The 16,125-nt window shown below is 70.8% G+C and carries 17 protein-coding genes; 7 read left to right on the forward strand and 10 right to left on the reverse strand.

The window, feature by feature from the left end; all coding sequences use genetic code 11:
- On the reverse strand, window positions 1-580 hold a 580-nt coding region (locus BKE38_RS14485), incomplete at its 3' end, for a ChuX/HutX family heme-like substrate-binding protein (RefSeq protein WP_278247624.1).
- 223 nt (window positions 581-803) lie between these two features.
- Here BKE38_RS14485 and BKE38_RS14490 point away from each other — a divergent pair.
- The 5 genes from BKE38_RS14490 to BKE38_RS14510 all read left to right on the forward strand — a co-directional run bounded on the left by BKE38_RS14490 (window position 804) and on the right by BKE38_RS14510 (window position 3,758).
- Complete coding sequence (locus BKE38_RS14490; RefSeq protein WP_242662361.1) at window positions 804-1,271, forward strand: winged helix-turn-helix transcriptional regulator; 468 nt, start codon at window positions 804-806, stop codon at window positions 1,269-1,271.
- Window positions 1,272-1,341: 70 nt separating this feature from the next.
- On the forward strand, window positions 1,342-1,848 hold the full coding sequence (locus tag BKE38_RS14495) for a CMD domain-containing protein (RefSeq protein ID WP_076958024.1): 507 nt from the start codon (window positions 1,342-1,344) through the stop codon (window positions 1,846-1,848).
- Window positions 1,845-2,438 (forward strand): peroxidase-related enzyme, encoded by a 594-nt coding sequence (locus BKE38_RS14500; RefSeq protein WP_076958011.1) that lies wholly within the window; start codon window positions 1,845-1,847, stop codon window positions 2,436-2,438. The genes BKE38_RS14495 and BKE38_RS14500 overlap by 4 nt, the downstream gene beginning before the upstream one ends.
- Before the next feature lie 149 nt (window positions 2,439-2,587).
- A complete protein-coding gene (locus BKE38_RS14505; protein WP_076958012.1) occupies window positions 2,588-2,935 on the forward strand; it encodes a hypothetical protein in 348 nt (115 codons plus the stop codon).
- A 103-nt stretch (window positions 2,936-3,038) separates the two neighbouring features.
- Window positions 3,039-3,758, forward strand: a complete 720-nt coding sequence (locus tag BKE38_RS14510; RefSeq protein ID WP_408887424.1) for a YoaK family protein — start codon at window positions 3,039-3,041, stop codon at window positions 3,756-3,758.
- A 258-nt stretch (window positions 3,759-4,016) separates the two neighbouring features.
- On the opposite strand, the gene BKE38_RS14515 is transcribed toward BKE38_RS14510, so the two are convergent.
- The 6 genes from BKE38_RS14515 to BKE38_RS14540 are packed head-to-tail and all read right to left on the reverse strand — an operon-like array spanning window position 4,017 to window position 10,452.
- Window positions 4,017-5,339 (reverse strand): LLM class flavin-dependent oxidoreductase, encoded by a 1,323-nt coding sequence (locus BKE38_RS14515; protein WP_242662362.1) that lies wholly within the window; start codon window positions 5,337-5,339, stop codon window positions 4,017-4,019.
- Window positions 5,340-5,352: 13 nt separating this feature from the next.
- Complete coding sequence (locus BKE38_RS14520; protein ID WP_076958014.1) at window positions 5,353-6,135, reverse strand: ATP-binding cassette domain-containing protein; 783 nt, start codon at window positions 6,133-6,135, stop codon at window positions 5,353-5,355.
- Complete coding sequence (locus BKE38_RS14525; protein WP_165694191.1) at window positions 6,128-7,072, reverse strand: ABC transporter ATP-binding protein; 945 nt, start codon at window positions 7,070-7,072, stop codon at window positions 6,128-6,130. Before BKE38_RS14525 ends, BKE38_RS14520 begins: the two co-directional genes overlap by 8 nt.
- Window positions 7,073-7,077: 5 nt before the next feature.
- Entirely contained in the window at window positions 7,078-7,920 is an 843-nt protein-coding gene (locus BKE38_RS14530) for an ABC transporter permease (RefSeq protein WP_076958016.1), read from the reverse strand.
- Window positions 7,920-8,879, reverse strand: coding sequence for an ABC transporter permease (locus tag BKE38_RS14535; protein WP_165694192.1), 960 nt, complete (start codon window positions 8,877-8,879; stop codon window positions 7,920-7,922). The genes BKE38_RS14530 and BKE38_RS14535 overlap by 1 nt, the downstream gene beginning before the upstream one ends.
- Window positions 8,880-8,886: 7 nt before the next feature.
- A complete protein-coding gene (locus BKE38_RS14540) occupies window positions 8,887-10,452 on the reverse strand; it encodes an ABC transporter substrate-binding protein (protein WP_076958017.1) in 1,566 nt (521 codons plus the stop codon).
- A 174-nt stretch (window positions 10,453-10,626) separates the two neighbouring features.
- On the opposite strand from BKE38_RS14540, the gene BKE38_RS14545 reads away from it, so the two are divergent.
- Both BKE38_RS14545 and BKE38_RS14550 read left to right on the forward strand, forming a co-directional pair.
- Window positions 10,627-11,307, forward strand: coding sequence for a GntR family transcriptional regulator (locus BKE38_RS14545; protein ID WP_076958018.1), 681 nt, complete (start codon window positions 10,627-10,629; stop codon window positions 11,305-11,307).
- 437 nt (window positions 11,308-11,744) lie between these two features.
- Window positions 11,745-13,265 (forward strand): GGDEF domain-containing protein, encoded by a 1,521-nt coding sequence (locus BKE38_RS14550; RefSeq protein WP_165694193.1) that lies wholly within the window; start codon window positions 11,745-11,747, stop codon window positions 13,263-13,265.
- On the opposite strand, the gene BKE38_RS14555 is transcribed toward BKE38_RS14550, so the two are convergent.
- The 3 genes from BKE38_RS14555 to BKE38_RS33640 form a co-directional block, all read right to left on the reverse strand.
- A complete protein-coding gene (locus BKE38_RS14555; RefSeq protein WP_076958020.1) occupies window positions 13,258-13,662 on the reverse strand; it encodes a type II toxin-antitoxin system VapC family toxin in 405 nt (134 codons plus the stop codon). The genes BKE38_RS14550 and BKE38_RS14555 overlap by 8 nt on opposite strands.
- A 13-nt stretch (window positions 13,663-13,675) precedes the next feature.
- A complete protein-coding gene (locus tag BKE38_RS14560) occupies window positions 13,676-13,918 on the reverse strand; it encodes a type II toxin-antitoxin system Phd/YefM family antitoxin (protein ID WP_076958021.1) in 243 nt (80 codons plus the stop codon).
- Window positions 13,919-13,962: 44 nt separating this feature from the next.
- The coding region (locus BKE38_RS33640; protein WP_076958022.1) for a proprotein convertase P-domain-containing protein at window positions 13,963-16,125 on the reverse strand (2,163 nt) is incomplete at its 5' end.

The raw sequence follows: 16,125 nt of genomic DNA on the forward strand, positions 1-16,125 counted from the left end.
CGGCATCGACGGCGGCCTCGGCACCAGGCTCCACAGCCGCCGGCAGGGGGATCGGAGGGTCGATGGCGGCCGGGTCGGCGAAGCCCGCGACCAGCGCGTCCCAGCCGGCGCGGTCGGTGTCGTCCGTCGCATAGACCTTGTGCACCGCCGAACCGTCGGCGGCGAAGATCTGCAGCGAAGGCCGCTCGCCGCCCAGCGCATAGGCATGCGCCCAGCCGCGCGGGAACAGCCGCAGGTCGATGTCGGGGCCGAGCACCAGCAGCGCATGGCCGGTCGCCTCGACCCTCTCGTAGGTTCCCTTGCGCTCATGCACGGCCAGGTCGTTGCGGGTCAGCGCCATGACGCGGCCGAGCGGCGTCAGCCCGCGCAGCAGGTCGAGCCAGTCGGGGCGCAGCCGGGTCACCGGGCCCAGCGCACCGGCGGCCAGCAGCGCCGCCTCGGTGGCGCCGAGCGCGGCCGCGGCGTCGCGGGCGCGCAGCCGGCTGCCGGCGGCCACCCGGGCGCGATGGGCCTCGGCCAGCAGCGCCAGGCTGGCGGGGGGAACGGCCGAGGAACGGGCGGGGAGGATCGGGTCGGACATCAGGCGGCGGCCTTCGCAGAGATCAGGAGGAACTGGTCACGGGGCTTGTTAATGAGAGTCATTATCAATATCATCCCACCACTGGGCCGCCGTCGCGGGTCGGTTCGGATTATTGTCGATGACTGAAGTTTATACTTGTGGTCTTCTGACGATGCCGCAGTGATCGAAAGCATCTCAGCGATGTTAGGGTATCCGCCGGGATCACAAAAGAAGGCAGTTTCGCGTGACCAAGTATTCTCCAGGGAACCACCTCGCCCCCGCGGCGGCGGCGCTGCAGACCAGCCTGGACGGCTGCCCGGGGCGCGGCGCGCCGAAACCGGAGCCCGCGCCCAGGCCGGCCGCCCTGCGCGGCTGCCCGATCCGCGAGACGCTGGAGCATCTGGGCAGCAAGTGGACGGTGCTGGTGGTGATCGCGCTCAGCCGGCAGACCCGCCGCTTCAGCGAGCTGCGGCGCGACATCCCGGACATCTCCCAGCGCATGCTGACCCAGACCCTGCGCGACCTGGAGCGCGTCGGCCTGGTCGAACGCGAGCTGCATGCCGCGGTGCCGCCGCGGGTCGACTACCGGCTGTCGCCGATGGGCATGTCGCTGCTGCCCCCGCTGCTGGGGATCATCGACTGGGCGACGCAGAATGGCGGCGCCATGCACGGCGCCCGGCAGCGCTATGACGCCGCCGCCGAGGCGGGCTGATCCCGGGCAGGCTTTCACGGCCGGGCTGGTCTATGCTGCGGCCCCCGCCATCGCCGGAAGGCCGCGCGCCATGACCAGCACCATCCCGGACCTCGCCGAGCACCTGCTCGGCCTCGACGCCACCTCGCCGCTCGGCCAGCTGCGCCGGCAACGGGCCGAGATCCTCGGCCATGAGGAAGGCACCTACCGCGCCCTGGTCCTGCCCGAGGATCCCGGCGGCGTCAGCCTGGCCGAGCGCGCGGCGCTCGCGCTGCGCGGCGCCCTGATCGAGCGCGAGCTGCCGCTGGCCGCGCATTACCGCGCCCTGCTGGCCGCCACCGGCGAGGCGGCCGTCATCGCCACCGCGGAGATCTTCCCCGCCCCCGCGGGCGAGGACCGCCTGGCCGTGCTGTTCCGCTATGCCGACATGGTGGCCGAGCGCCCGGCCGATTGCGGCCAGGCCGATATCGACCGGCTGACCGGCTTCGGCCTGACGCCGCAGGACATTGTCGCGGTGACCCAGCTGGTCGCCTTCATCCCCTACCAGACCCGGCTGCTGGCGGGGCTGCGCCAGCTGCAGCAGGAGCCCGCCGCATGACCCGCTTCACCCTGGAGGAGGTCGGCTGGGAGCCCCGCCTGCCGCCGGTCGAGACCGCCTCGGCGACGCCCGCGCAGCTGGCTGCGCTCGAGGCCTGCCCGCCGGCCCAGCGCCACTCGGTCTATTTCCGCACCCTGGTGCACGACCCGGCCTCGCTGGGCGAGCGCGGCGCCCTCTTCACCAAGGTGATGTACGCGCCGAGAGGCCTGCCGCGGGCCGAGCGCGAGCTTGCCACCGCCGTGGTCTCGATCGTCAATGGCTGCGTCTACTGCGCCTCGGTGCATGCCCGCCGCTATGTCGAGCTCAGCAGGCAGGAGGCGGTGATGCGCGCCCTGCTGGAGCACGGCATCGAGGTGCAGGGGCTGGAGCCGCGGCAGCAGGCCATCGTCGCCTATGCCGCCAGCCTGACCCGCAACCCGGCCGCGGCCACTGCGGCAGAGCTGGCGCCGCTGCGCAAGGCTGGCCTCTCCGACCTCGAGATCCTCGACCTGATCCATGCGGTGGCCATGTTCGCCAATGCCAACCGGCTGATGCAGGCGCTGGGCCGCTCGCTGCCGCCGGACGGCGGGGAAGGCTCCGCCCCTGCTTGAAAAAGTCATGAAATCGGGCCCATCGAGGGGAATCGCGGCGCCCGGTGGCTGACAGCGGCCGGCCAGCTGTGCTTCATGACCGCCGAAGCGCCCGGCCTGTCGCGACCGCGGCGCGGACGGGCGCCTGCCAAACGGGAGTACCCATAGCCATGTTCACGCTCGAGATCGGCGGCCGGCCGATTGCCGTCATCGACACCGACGAGGAGGATGCGCGCGAGCTGGTCGACAGCGCCCCCTTCCGCGACGACCTGAAGCGCCTGCTGAGCGAGGACAAGCCGATTTGGGACGGCCAGGCCGCCCTGACCGTGCGCGCCGCGACCGAGGAGGAGATCGCCGAGTTCGAGGCCAGCGACGAAGGCGAGGAAGACGACTTCGCCGATGCGGCCGACGAGGAGGAGGATGAAGACGAGGATGAGGACGACGACGCCGCCGTGGTCCTGTTCCTGATCCCGATCACCGATCCGGATGACGACAGCGAGGAGGACGAGGAGGCCTGAGGGCCGCCTCGACCGACCGGAGCCCGGGGGCCACCGCCCGCCGGGCTCTTTTTTTGCCTGGGGCTGGGCCTATGCTGGCCCTCCCACCCCAGGGAGGCCGCCCATGCCGTCGATGACGCAGCGCCCGATCGCCCGCCAGCGCCTTTCCCGTCCCCGCCTGACCGAGGCCGGCTTCGGCCTGGCGCTGACCGTCGTCGCCGGTGCCATCAATGCCGGCGGGCTGCTGCTGGTCGGCCAATACACCTCCCACATGACCGGCACCGTCTCGGCGCTGGCCGACCACCTGGCGCTGGGCGCCTGGGCCGCGGTGCTGGCGGGGCTGGCCGCCCTGCTGCCCTTCCTGGCCGGCGCCGCGACCTCGGCCATGCTGGTCAATTGGGCCCGCCGCCACGCCCATCGCCGCAGCCATGCCTTGCCGATGCGGCTGGAAGCCGGGCTGATGCTGGGCTTCGGCCTGCTCGGCGCCCTGTGGCAGGACAGCCCCCTGGTGATCGTCCCCGCCGTGCCCCTGCTGTGCTTCCTGATGGGGCTGCAGAACGCCACCATCACCAAGATCTCCGGCGCCCGCATCCGCACCACCCATGTGACCGGCATCGCCACCGATATCGGCATCGAGCTGGGCAAGCTGATCTACTGGAACCGCGGCGCCGACCCGCGCTTCGTCCGCGCCGACCGGGGGAAGCTGCGGCTGCTCGCGGTGCTGCTGGGCGGGTTCTTCGTGGGCGGAGTCGCCGGGGCGCTGGGCTTCGGACGGCTGGGGTTTGTGTGCTGCCTTCCTCTCGCGGGAGTGGTGCTGGCTTTGGGAGAAGCCGAAATCCAGTAAGCCTTGGGCAGGCTGGGGGAATGAATTCCCCCAAACCCCCATCTTTTTTCTGATCACTGGCCGTTTGATGACCAGCCCTTCAACGAAGCCGATGCAAGGGCATCACGGCGGGACGCCATGATATAAAACGGCGTTCGGTCAAAGGTCGCGCTGCCGATTGGCCGTTTCACGTACTGTCCACACGTGGACATGGCAATTTGACAGAAAAAAGAAGGGGTCCAGGGGAATTCATTCCCCTGGCCTGCCTCTGTCTTCTCTTCAGGAATACTTGCTAGCTGGAACAGGCACCCCGAGATGCTCGCGCAGCGTGGTGCCCTCGTATTCCTTCCGGAAGATCCCCCGCCGCTGGAGCTCCGGGATCACGGATGCGGAGAAGTCCTCGAGCCCGATGGGCAGCGCCGGCGGGCAGATGTTGAAGCCGTCGGCGGCCTCGGCTTCCATCCAGGCCTGCATCTCGTCGGCGATCTGCGTCGCGGTGCCGATCAGGATGCGGGAGCCGAAGCCGGCAGCGATCGTCGTGTACAGGCCGCGGATGGTCAGGTTGTCGCGGCGGGCCAGCTTCAGCAGGTTCTGCGCGATGCTGCGGACACGGGGGTCGTTGGGCTCCGGAACCGGGCCATCCAGCGGATAGGCGGAGAGGTCGCCCATCTGGGCGTAGAGGTAGGAGAGACCCAGCTCCGGGGCGACCAGGGCGTTGAGCAGGTCGTATTTCTCCCGCGCCTCGGCCTCGGTCGCGCTGATGAAGGGGGTGATGCCGGGCATGATCTTGATGCCGTCGGGGCTGCGGCCGGCTTTCGCGGTGCGCTGCTTGAGGTCGGCGTAGTAGCTGCGGCCGGTCTCCAGCTCGTGGGGAACGGCATAGACCACCTCGGCGCTGGTGGCGGCGATCTCCATGCCCGCCTCGGAGGCGCCGGCCTGCACCAGGATCGGGCGGGTCTGCGGGCTGCGGGCGACGCTGAGCGGGCCCTTGACCTTGAAGTGCTTGCCCTGGTGGTTGAGGACATGGAGCTTGTCGGCGTCGAAGAAGATGCCGGATTCCTTGTCGCGCACGGCGAAGGCGTCGGCGTCCCAGCTGTCCCAGAGGCCCTTGACCACCTCGACGAACTCGCCGGCGCGCTCGTAGCGGGTGCCGTAGTCGAGATGGGCGTCGCGGTTGAAGTTCTGCGCCTCGGCGTCGGACCAGCTGGTGACGATGTTCCAGCCGGCGCGGCCGCCGCTGATCTTGTCGAGCGAGGCGTATTTCCGCGCGATGTGGAAGGGCTCGTTGTAGGTGGTCGAGGCGGTGGCCACCAGGCCGATGCGGCTGGTCATGGGGGCGAGCGCCGAGAGCAGCGTCAGCGGCTCCAGCTCCGCGGTCTGGGCGGAGCGGCAGAGCGAGCCCGGCGGCTCGTCCTTGGCGCGGATGCCGATGCCGTCGGCCAGGAACACCATGTCGAACTTGGCGGCCTCGGCCAGCTGCGCCACGCGCAGGAAGTGGCGGAAGTCGGAGGCGCCGCCGGGATCGACCTGCGGGTGCCGCCAGGCCGCGGCGTGGTAGCCGAGATAGCGCATCGACAGGCCGAGGCTCATCTGTCGGGTCATGGCGGGCATCTCCTCAGGCGGGCAGGTCGTGCAGCGTGCCGATCAGGGCGCGCGTGTAGTCGTGGGTGGGGTTCTCGAAGATCTGCTCGGTGGGGCCGAGCTCCAGCAGCTTGCCGAAATGCATGACCGCGATGCGGTGGCAGAGGAAGCGCGCCACATGCAGGTCGTGGGTGATGAAGACCATGGCCAGGTTGCGCTCGGCCTGCAGGCGGCGCAGCAGGTTCAGGATCTGCGCGCGCACCGAGACGTCGAGCTTGGAGACCGCCTCGTCGGCGACGATCAGCTGCGGCTCCAGCGCCAGGGACCTTCCGATGGCGGCGCGCTGCAGCTGGCCGCCGGACATCTGATGCGGGTAGCGGGGCGCGAAATCGGCCGGCAGCCCGACCTCGGCCAGGATGGCGGCGATGCGGGCGGGCAGCTCGGCCTTGCTGCAGAGGCCGTGCAGCAGCAGCGGCGTCGCGATGGCGGTGTGGATGGTCTGCCGCGGATTGAAGGAGGATAGCGGGTCCTGGAAGACCATCTGCATGGCGCGGCGATGCGGGCGCAGCGCCGCCTCGTCGAGATGCGTGATGTCCTTGCCCTGCAGCAGGATCTTTCCGGCCGCGGGCTCGTAGAGCCGCAGCAGCGTCTTGCCGAGCGTGGTCTTGCCGCTGCCGGATTCACCGACGAGGCCGAGGATCTCGCCGGGGGCAACGGACAGGCTGACGCCGTCCACCGCCTTCAGCACGCCGCCCGGGCGGTTGCGGTCGGGGAACTGGACGCCGAGGTCCTGCAGGTCGAGCAGCGCGTCAGGCATCGAGCAGGCACCGCATCTGGCGACCGGGGGCGATGTCGCGCAACGGCTGCGGCGCCTCACAGCCGGGGCGCGCCTGGGCACAGCGCGGGCGGAAGACACAGCCCGAAGGCCGCTGGCCAGGACCCGGCAGGTGGCCGGGAATTTCGGCCAGCTGGTCGGCGCGGGCGGCGAGCGCGCGGGCGGTCGCGATCAGGCCCCGCGTATAGGGGTGGCGGGGCGCGGCCAGCATTTCCGCGGCCGGGCCCTGCTCGACGATCTCGCCGGCATACATGACGGCGATGCGGTCGCTGATCTGGCCAGCGATACCGATGTCATGGGTGATGAAGACGAAGGCGGCCGACAGCCGCTTCCGCAGGTCGCGGAAGAGGGAAAGAATCTGCTGCTCGACGATGTTGTCGAGGTTGGTGGTGGGCTCGTCGGCGACGATCAGCCCGGGCTCGAGGGCCACCACCATGGCGATCAGCGCCCGCTGCAGCATGCCGCCCGACAGCTGGTGCGGATAGCGGTCCAGCACCGCGGCCGGGTTGGGGATGCCGACACTGTCCAGCAGCTGCTCGGCCTCGGGCTTCCAGGCGCCGCGCAGGCCCCGGCGTTCCAGCGCGGTGCGCAGGTGCCAGCCGATGCTCTTGGCCGGGTTGAAGGAGCCGACCGGGTCCTGGAAGACCATGGCCATCTCGCGCCCGCGCCAGGGACGGAAGTCGCGATCTGACAGCGAGGTCAGGTCGCGGTCGCGCCAGACCAGGGCATCGGCCTCCGCGCGCAGCCCCTCGGGCAGCAGGCGCAGCAGGGCCAGGCTGGTGATGGTCTTGCCGGAGCCGCTTTCGCCGATGATGCCCAGCGTCTCGCCCTGGCGCAGCTCCAGGTCGACCTCGCGCACCACTTCCAGCGGGCCGGCATGGATGCGCAGGTTGCGCACCTCGAGAAGGCGTTTGGGCATCGGGCTCATGGGCCGGCGGCCTTGCGCAGGCGGGGGTCGGTCAGGTCGCGCAGACCGTCGCCCAGCAGGTTGAGGCCGAGCAGCGCCACCGAGACGACGACGCCGGTCAGCGTCAGCACCCAGGGGGCGCGCTGAAAATACTCGCGCCCATCGGCCAGGATGACGCCGAGGGAGGGCGTCGGCGGCTGCACGCCCAGGCCCAGGAAGGACAGCCCCGCCTCCATGACGATGCCGAAGGCGATGCCGACGCTGGCCTGCACCAGCAGGGTCGAGAAGATGTTGGGCAGGATCTCGAAGACCAGGATGCGGGCCGGGCGCTGGCCCATCAGCCGGGCGGCCTGGACGAAGGGCTCGTGCATCATGGTGCGCGTCAGGTTGCGGGCTAGGCGGGCGAAGATCGGCAGATAGGCCAACGCGATGGCGATCATCACGTTGTGCATGCCGAAGCCGAGCACCACCATCATGAACAGCGCGAGGACGAAGCTCGGGAAAGCGAAGAGCAGGTCGCAGAAGGCCATCAGCAGCGCCTCCTGGTTGCCGCCGCGCCAGGCGGCATGCATGCCCAGCGTGGTGCCGATGGCCGCCCCCGACAGCACGCCGACCGCGCTGATCAGGAAGGAAATCTGGCCGCCGCTGAGCACGCGGGACAGCACGTCGCGGCCGAAGGAATCCGTCCCCAGCCAATGCGTGCCGTCGGGCGGCGTCAGCACGTTGATGAAGTCCATCTCGGTCGCGGAAAACGGCGTGATCCAGGGCCCGACCAGGATGCCGAACAGCACGACCAGCGTGATCAGCAGCCCGAGCGACAGGGTGCGGGCGCCGGCCAGCAGGCGGAGCATCCGGCGCATCAGGCGCGCGCCTTGGGGTCGAGGCGCGTGCAGAGCAGGTCCACGGCCAGGTTGGTCATCAGCACGATCACCAGGAAGGTCAGGGCGCAAGCCTGGATCACCGGATAGTCGCGGCCGAAGGCGCCATCGACCATCAGCGAGCCCAGGCCGGGGATGCCGAAGACCCGCTCGATCACCACCACGCCGCCCAGCAGGTAGCGCACCTGCAGGCCGATGATGGTGACATAGGGGATCAGCGCGTTGCGCAGGATGGTGTGGACGAAGACGAATTTTCCGGAATGCCCGATGGAGCGCGCCACCTGGACGTAAGGGCGGTGCATGACGTCGAGCAGGGCCGCGCGCAGGACACGAGCGAAGACGGCCGCCATGGGGGCGGCGATCGCCAGCGCTGGCAGGAAGCCGGAGAGCAGCGCGCCCGTGAAGGAGTCGACCGGCGAGACGAAGCCATAGGATGGAAAAATCGGAAAATTCAGCGCCAGGAAAAAGACAAGAACATAGCCCAGCCAGAAATCCGGCATGGAGACGCCCAGCACCGCCAGCGAGGTCAGCGCCGTGTCGGCCGCCTTGCCGCGCTGCAGCGCGGCGATGGTGCCGGCGACCAGCGAGATCGCCGCCGCCAGCAGCAGCGCATAGAGGCCTATGAAGGCGGTCACCGGCAGGCGGTTGGCGATCAGGCTGCCCACCGGCACGCCGCCGGCCAGGGTCAGCGAGCGGCCGAAATCACCGGTCAGCGCGCCGCTGATCCACGCCCAGAACTGCTGCCACAGCGGCAGGTCCAGCCCGTGGTCGCGGCGGAAGGCGGCGACCAGCTCGGGCCGCGCATTCTCGCCCAGCGCCGACAGCGCCGGGTCGCCCGGCGCCGCCTTCATTGCCAGGAAGACCAGCAGCGCGCCGGTCACCAGGGTCAGCAGCAGGATGCCGGCGCGGCGGAGGCCCCGGCGCAGAGTGGTCGAGCCCAAAGCCTGCTTACCCCAGCGACATCGACGCGAACTGGTCGCCGAAATTGGAATAGGGCAGCTGGGTGAAGCCGCTGGCATTGCCGGCCAGCAGGTTGTGGATGTTGGAGCAGAACAGCGGGATCACCGGCATGTCGTCGATCCACAGCGCCTCGCTCTGGCGATAGAGCGTGCCGCGTTTGGCCGGGTCCAGCTCCTGCCGCGCCTGCACCAGCAGGGCGTCGAGCTTCGGGTTGCTGTAGCCGGCGAAGTTGCGCCAGCCCTCGCTGTGCAGCAGGTCGTAGGAATATTCGTCCGGGTCGATCATGCCGAGCCAGCCCCAGGTGCCGGCCTGGTAGTCGCCGGCGCGGATGCGGGCGAAGACGGTGTTGGCCTCGGTGACCTCGACATTCAGCTGGGTGCCGAGCACCTGGTTGACCTGGGCCAAGACCACCTCGGCCGTGCGCTTCCACCAGCCCGAGCCCCAGGTCAGGATGGTGCCCTTGGTGCCGGGGCCGTATTTCGACTTGGCCAGCTCTTCCTTCGCCCGGGCGGCGTTGAAGGTCGAGAGCGGCTTCGGCGCCGGGTCATAGGCCGCGGTCAGCGAGGGCGGGATCAGGCCGGGGGTGGCGACGCCCTCGCCGAACAGCACCACGCGCACCAGCACGTCGCGGTTGATCGCCAGCGACACAGCGCGGCGGAAATGGACGTCGTCGAAAGGCGGCTTGCGGTTGTTCAACGACAGGAAGCGGGTGTTGAGGCCCGGCTGCTTCATCACCTTGATGTCGGTGCGCTTCTCCAGCGCCGGGATATCGGCGAAGGGCGCGGTGGAGGTGATGTCCACCTGCTTGCCGAGCAGCGCGGTGACGCCGCTGGTCTCTTCCGCGATCAGCGGGATTTCCACCTCGGGGATGCGGGGGGCGCCGCCGAAATAGTCGGCAAACGCAGAAAGCTTCAGCGCCTGGTTCGGCTCCCAGGACCGCAGGCGATAGGCGCCGGTGCCGATCGGCTTGCGGCCGAAGCCCGCGGGATCGGCCATGAAGGCCTTACGCGGCAGGATCTGGGTGCCGGTGCGGGCGTTCGACAGGAAGGTCAGCAACGGGGCAAACGGCGCCGAAGTCCGCAGCCGCACCGTCTGCGCGTCTGGAAGATCAATCTGGCTAATAGCAGAAACCTTGCTGCGGTTGGGCGACTTGGTCGCCTCGTCCAGCAGCCGCTCCAGGGTGAACTTGACGTCGTCCGAGGTGAGGACGCTGCCGTCATGGAACTTGACGCCCTGGCGGAGCTTGAACTCGATCTGGCCGTCGCCGGCGACGGTGACGCTCTCGGCCAGATCGGGCACCGGGCGCATCTGCGCGTCCAGCTTCAGCAGCCCGTTATAGAGGCTCCAGATCACGTAGTATTCCGGGATCAGCGCGGCGACCGCAGGGTCCAGCGTGTTGATCACGTTGTAGCCGGAGATGGCGGCGCGCAGCGTGGTCGGCGCGGCGAGCGCGGGGCCCCGCGGCCAGCCCAGGGCGGCGGCGGAGGCAAGGCCCGCCCCGGCGCCCATCAGGGCGCGGCGGGACAAGGCGGCGCGCGGCGATTGCTCGGTCATCGGAAGCCCCCAGGTCGTGCGGGCGATTGTTGCCCGTCAGGATTTCAGTATACGTCCGAATTTGGCCTTGCCTGCAAGCACCCTTGTGGAGCGAATTTCTCCTAGGCAGACGGGGGGTGCCTGTGCTTTGCCATCTCCTGCCTTGAATTTCGGCATACCGGAAACCGGATTGGCATGAACGACCTGCCCACCCTGCCAAGCCTCGCCACGGCCGAGAGCGGCACCGCCCATCTGAGCGAGGAGCTGCATGCCCGGCTGAAGGCCGAGATCGTCTCGCTGCGCTGGCCGCCCGGCACCCAGCTGCAGGAGGTGACGCTGGGCCAGCGCTTCGGGGTCAGCCGCACGCCGGTGCGCGAGGTGCTGCAGCGCCTGCTGCGCGACGGGCTGGTCGAGCGCTTCGGCCGCTTCTGGCGCGTCATCCGCATGACCGAGGAGGAGGTGCAGGAATTCTGCGAGCTGCGCGAGGCGCTGGAATGCATGGCGGTCAGCCTGGCGCTGCCGCGCGACCCCGATTGCCCGGCCGATCTGGAACGGCTGATCGCGACGCAGCGGGCGGCGCTGGCGGAGGGCGACCTCGACGCCTTCAACACGCTGGATGGCGAGTTCCACCTGCGCATCGCGCAAGGGGCGCGCAACACCGCGCTGCTGCGCCAGGTCGAGACCATGCACGACAAGGCCTGCCTGGTGCGCGGCATGGAAGGCCACCGGCCGCACTGGCCGGAGCGCGTGCTGGCCGAGCATGGCCGCATCCTGAACGCGCTGCAGCGCGGCGACGCCACCATCGCCATGGCCGAGATGCGCTATCACATCCGCAGCGTGGTGGCGCTGCGCCCGCCGCGCCCTGCCCTGGCCTGACCAGCCCTCTTCGCCCCGCATCCAAGCATTGAGGCGGGGAATATTGCAGGCTTTGTACACGATACTGCGGCGGCATACGATATAACCTTGAGCATGGCCATTTTGGTCATGCCGGGCGGTTATGCGACTCGGGTGGCGAGCGCGGCGACGGGCCAGGGGTGCCACGGGGCGACAGCCGCAGACGGGGCCGCAATCCGGCCTTCAGCCTGGGTTGCGGCGGAGCGCCGGAAGGGACCTTGGGCCTGGCCAGGCTGACGCCGGGGCGGCCGCTTCGGTCAAGCGGCGGCGAGGCATGAATAAATCCCTGCCCCCTTTCGGCGACCATTAATAAAGCCGCAGCACTTCTGGCCGCCTTCTAAGCCATGCCCCGCTTCGCCCGCCTGACCGCAGCGCTTGCCGATCTGACGGCCCGAAAGGCCGCCCGGATGGGCCGCGTCATGGCGCCGCTGCAGGCCATGGCCTGGCTGCTGCCGACGGGGCTGAGCCTCGGGCTGCTGCCGCGGGCGGGGCTCTCGACGGCAGCCCTGCTGCTGGCCGGCGCCGGCCTCGCCCTCAGCGGCGGCGCGGCGCTGGTGGTCTATCGCTGGGCGGCCACGGTGCAGCGCCAGGCCCTCGCCCGCCGCCACGCGCTGCTGGAAGGCATCGCCGCCAGCATGGGCCAGGGGCTGGCGATCTGGGACCAGGGCGGCCGGCTGGTCGCCGCCAACACCCTGTTCCGCGAGCTGCTGGCGCTGCCGGCGGCGCTGCTCTCCGCCGGGCGCCCGGCCGCCGCCGTCGCCCCCGCCATGGCCGCGCTGCTCGGCGCCGAGGCCGATCCGGAGGCCACCGCCCGCTGCCTGGCCCTGCTGCTGGCCGAGCGCTCGCCGCTGGCCCTCGCCCTGCCGAACGGGCGGCTGCTGACGCTGCGCGCGCATCCGCTGCCGGGCGGCGTCGTCACCACCTGCAGCGACGTCACCGAAATCCGCTCGGCCGAGGCGGCGCTGCGCGAGAGCGAGGCGCGCTTCCGGCTGATCGCCGAGAATTCCGGCGATGTCGTGGTGCTCAGCGATGTCGACGGCACGCGGCGCTATGTTTCGCCCATGGCCAACCGGGTGCTCGGCCTGCCGCCGGAGGAGCTGATCACCCACAGCCTGACCGATCGCGCCCATCCGGACGATGTCGACTGGGTCGAGGCCGCCGCCATGGCGCTGGCCGATGGCGAGCCCGACGCCGCCGTCACCTACCGCTTCCAGCATCCGGACGGGCGCTGGGTCTGGATCGACCTGCGGGCGCGCACCCACACCCATCCGGTGACCGGCGCGCCGCTCGGCTATGTCGCCGTCATGCGCGACGCGACCGAGGCCAAAGCCGCCGAGGCGCGGCTGCTCGAGGCGCTCGAGAACATGGAGGAGATGGCGACCACCGACGCGCTGACCGGGCTCGCCAACCGCCGCCGCTTCGAGGAGGCGATGGCACTGGAATGGCGCCGCTGCGCGCGCGAGGGCCAGCCGCTGTCGCTGCTGGTGCTCGATGCCGACAACTTCAAGCGCTACAACGACCGCTACGGCCATCCGGCCGGCGACACCTGCCTGCGCATGCTGGCCGGCTGCCTCTCCGCCACCGCGCGCCGGCCGGGCGATGTCGCGGCGCGCCAGGGCGGCGAGGAATTCGCCATGCTGATGCCCAAGACCGATGCCGAGGGCGCGGCGCTGCTGGCCGAGCGGGTGCGCGCCGCGGTCGCGGCCGAAGCCCTGCCGCATGCCGGCAACCAGCCCGCCGGCATCGTCACCATCAGCGTCGGCGTCGCCACCGCCTATCCCGAGCCGGAGCTCGACGAGCCCGGCGCGCGCTCGGGCGCCGAGGCGCTGCTCTCGGCCGCCGACAGCGCGCTCTATGCGGCGAAGATGGGCGGGCGCAACCGCATCTGCGCCGCCGGGCCGACCGTGGTCGCGCTGCCGACGGCCGTCGGCGCTATGTGACGGCGGCCCTACCGACCAGCGTCACCAGCTCCGAATAGGGCGGCAGCAGCGGGTCGGCGGTGTAGAGCCGCGCCGGCTCGGCCATGGCCTGGGCCACCAGCAGCCGGTCGAAGGGATCGCGGTGCAGCGGCGGCAGGCGGGCGACGCCGATCGCGGCCGCGGCCCGCACCGGCAGCTCGAGAAAGCCGGTCTCCAGCGCCGCGGCCAGCACCTGGTCAGGATCGACCGCGAAGTCGGGCCGGCCCAGCCCGGCCTTGATGGCGATCTCCCAGAGCGAGGCGGCGCTGAACAGCACCTCGTTGCCCGGATCCTCCAGCGCTGTGCGGGTGGCGGCGTCGAGCCGCGCCGGCTCGGCCAGGGCCCAGAGCAGCAGATGAGTGTCGAGCAGCAGCCGCATCGCCGGCGCCCCGTCAGCCGCGCTCGAACCCGTCCAGCACCGCCTCGGGCAGCGGCGCGTCGAAATCGGCCGGCACGGTGAACTGCCCGGCCAGCCGCCCCAGCCGCCGCTTCGGCGCGGCCGCAGGCGCCTCCAGCGCGACCAGCCGCGCCACCGGCCGCCCCGCGCGGGCGATCAGGATTTCCTCGCCCCCCGCCGCGGCATCGACCAGGCGGGAAAGATGGGTCTTGGCGGCGTGGATATTGACGGTGCTCATGGTCGGGCGAGCCTAGCCGGCGCGACTGACTTAGTCCAGCCGGACTAACCGAAGATCACGTGATCCGGCCCCAGCGCGCCCAGCGGCAGGCCGAGGAAGGTCACCGTGCTGCCCTGGCCGGTGTCCAGCACCAGGGTGCTGCCCTGCCGGGTCAGATGCGCCAGCACCTCGTCCCAGCTGTCCAGGTCGGGGCCGAAGCCCTCCAGCACCAGCAGGTCGCCCTGGGAGGGGCGGAAATCGGCGAAGCGGTCGTCGCCTTCCCCGGCGGCGACGACGAAGCGGTCGGCGCCCAGTCCGCCATAGACCAGGTCGTGGCCCTCGCCGCCGCGCAGCTCGTCACTGCCGCTGCCACCGGAGAGCAGGTCGTTGCCCTCGCCGCCCCGGAGCCGGTCGTCGCCGGCCATGCCGCGCAGCGTGTCCGCGCCGCCCCCGCCGCGCAGGACATTGTCGCCCCAATTGCCGTTCAGCACGTTGGAGCCGTCGTTGCCGGTGCCGTCGATGGCGGCGCTGCCGGTCAGCGTCAGGTATTCGACCGAGGCGGTCAGGCGGTAGCTGATGCCGGCGCGCACCGTGTCGAAGCCGGCGAAGGAAATTTCTTCAACGATGTCGGCGGGATGGTCGACGACATAGGTGTCGTTGCCCATGCCGCCCAGCATGCGGTCCGCGCCCCCGCCGCCATCGAGCCAGTCGTCGCCGCCGCCGCCCTCCAGCAGGTTGTCCGCCGCATGGCCGGTGATGCGGTTGTCGCCGTCATTGCCGCGGCCGGCCACCGCGCCGTCGAGCAGGATCAGATCCTCGACATCGTCGGGCAGGAGGTAGTCGATGCGGGCCTCGACCCGGTCATGGCCTTCCCCCGCCCGCTCGACCACGCGGTCGCCGGCATCGAGCACGCGGTAGAGGTCGTCGCCCGTCCCGCCCTCCAGCAGGTCGCCGCCAGGGCCGCCTTCCAGGATGTCGTCGCCGGCGCCGCCCTGCAGATGGTCGTCGCCGCGGCCGCCCTGCAGCCGGTTGGCCAGGGCATTGCCGATCAGCACGTCGTGGCCGTCGCCGCCGATGGCATTCTCGATCTCCGTGCCCCCGGCGATCCGCAGCGACGCCCCGGCGATGCGGCTTTCGCCGCCGAGATCGATCCAGGAATCGCCGGACACCGCCGCCGCATTGAGGGTGTCCGTCCCCGCGGCGTCGCGCAGCACCGCCCGGGACGGGTCCGCCGTGGCAATGGACAGAAATTCGTCGGTGTAGATGTGCTGGGTGTCGTCGGAGGCGGCGCTGCCCAGCAGGGTCAGCGACCAGCCGTGCAGGATGCCGGCATTGCCCTCGGCCAGATCGACGACGCGCAGCTGCCAGTCGCCGCGCGAGGCCTCGCGCAGGAACTGGGTGCTGGCGAAGGTGAAGCGCAGCTGCCCGGTGGCCGGGTCGTATTCGCCCTGGTGCAGCTGGTCGAGCAGCACGCTCTCGGTCCCCGAGGGCGAGACCAGCACCAGCCGCAGCTCGCCGATCTTCGCATGGTCGAGGGCGATGGTGACCTCGGCCCGCTCGACCAGCAGGTCGCGGTCGATGGCGAGCGTGAAGCTGCTGCTGCCGGCATCCGCCAGGGCCGCTTCCGGGGCGGCCGAGGCCGCGGCCTCCAGCTGGTTGGCGCTGGTCGACTGTGCCTGCCAGCTTTCGGCCAGGCGCACCGCGGCGCGGGCATCGATCAGCCCGAAGCCGGCCCGGCGCGAGACATGCAGCCCGCCGCCGTTCCAGCCCTCCCCGGCATTGTCGAACCAGCCGGCATTGGCGGCATCCGTCACCCGCGCGGTCAGCGCCAGGATGGTCTGCACGTCGCGCCAGCCGAGCGCGGGATTGGCCTGCAGCATCAGCGCCGCCGTCGCGCTGCCGAGCGGCGCGGCATAGGAGGTGGCGGTCGCCGGCGCCACCACCAGCAGCGCCGCGCCGGGGTTGGAGAAGCTCTGCACCAGGCCCTGGGCGTCGGTCGCCCCCACCAGCACGGTGTAGCGGTTGTTGGAATAGCTATGGGTGTTGACGTCGTCGGTCGTGCCGTTGTTGCCGGCGGAACGGACGATGACGGTGCCCAGCCCGTCCCGCCCGCGCGCCGCCGCATCGGCGATGGCCGCCGCCGCGCCGGCATAGTCGGCGTGGCCGAAATCGTCGCGGAAATGCTCGCCCGAGCGGCTCCAGGAATTGTTGGAGACATCGACCTGCCA

It is taken from the genome of Teichococcus deserti (assembly GCF_001982615.1).
In the GTDB taxonomy this organism is placed as follows: domain Bacteria; phylum Pseudomonadota; class Alphaproteobacteria; order Acetobacterales; family Acetobacteraceae; genus Pseudoroseomonas; species Pseudoroseomonas deserti.

Excerpts from the sequence above, each read along its gene's own strand:
- BKE38_RS14495 (WP_076958024.1), top strand. The coding sequence starts at position 1,342 with ATGACCAGCACCATCCCGGACCTCGCCGAGCACCTGCTCGGCCTCGAC.
- BKE38_RS14500 (WP_076958011.1), top strand. The coding sequence starts at position 1,845 with ATGACCCGCTTCACCCTGGAGGAGGTCGGCTGGGAGCCCCGCCTGCCG.
- BKE38_RS14505 (WP_076958012.1), top strand. The coding sequence starts at position 2,588 with ATGTTCACGCTCGAGATCGGCGGCCGGCCGATTGCCGTCATCGACACC.
- BKE38_RS14510 (WP_408887424.1), top strand. The coding sequence starts at position 3,039 with ATGCCGTCGATGACGCAGCGCCCGATCGCCCGCCAGCGCCTTTCCCGT.
- BKE38_RS14515 (WP_242662362.1), bottom strand. The coding sequence starts at position 5,339 with ATGACCCGACAGATGAGCCTCGGCCTGTCGATGCGCTATCTCGGCTAC.
- BKE38_RS14520 (WP_076958014.1), bottom strand. The coding sequence starts at position 6,135 with ATGCCTGACGCGCTGCTCGACCTGCAGGACCTCGGCGTCCAGTTCCCC.
- BKE38_RS14525 (WP_165694191.1), bottom strand. The coding sequence starts at position 7,072 with ATGCCCAAACGCCTTCTCGAGGTGCGCAACCTGCGCATCCATGCCGGC.
- BKE38_RS14530 (WP_076958016.1), bottom strand. The coding sequence starts at position 7,920 with ATGCGCCGGATGCTCCGCCTGCTGGCCGGCGCCCGCACCCTGTCGCTC.
- BKE38_RS14540 (WP_076958017.1), bottom strand. The coding sequence starts at position 10,452 with ATGACCGAGCAATCGCCGCGCGCCGCCTTGTCCCGCCGCGCCCTGATG.
- BKE38_RS14545 (WP_076958018.1), top strand. The coding sequence starts at position 10,627 with ATGAACGACCTGCCCACCCTGCCAAGCCTCGCCACGGCCGAGAGCGGC.
- BKE38_RS14550 (WP_165694193.1), top strand. The coding sequence starts at position 11,745 with ATGGCGCCGCTGCAGGCCATGGCCTGGCTGCTGCCGACGGGGCTGAGC.
- BKE38_RS14555 (WP_076958020.1), bottom strand. The coding sequence starts at position 13,662 with ATGCGGCTGCTGCTCGACACTCATCTGCTGCTCTGGGCCCTGGCCGAG.
- BKE38_RS14560 (WP_076958021.1), bottom strand. The coding sequence starts at position 13,918 with ATGAGCACCGTCAATATCCACGCCGCCAAGACCCATCTTTCCCGCCTG.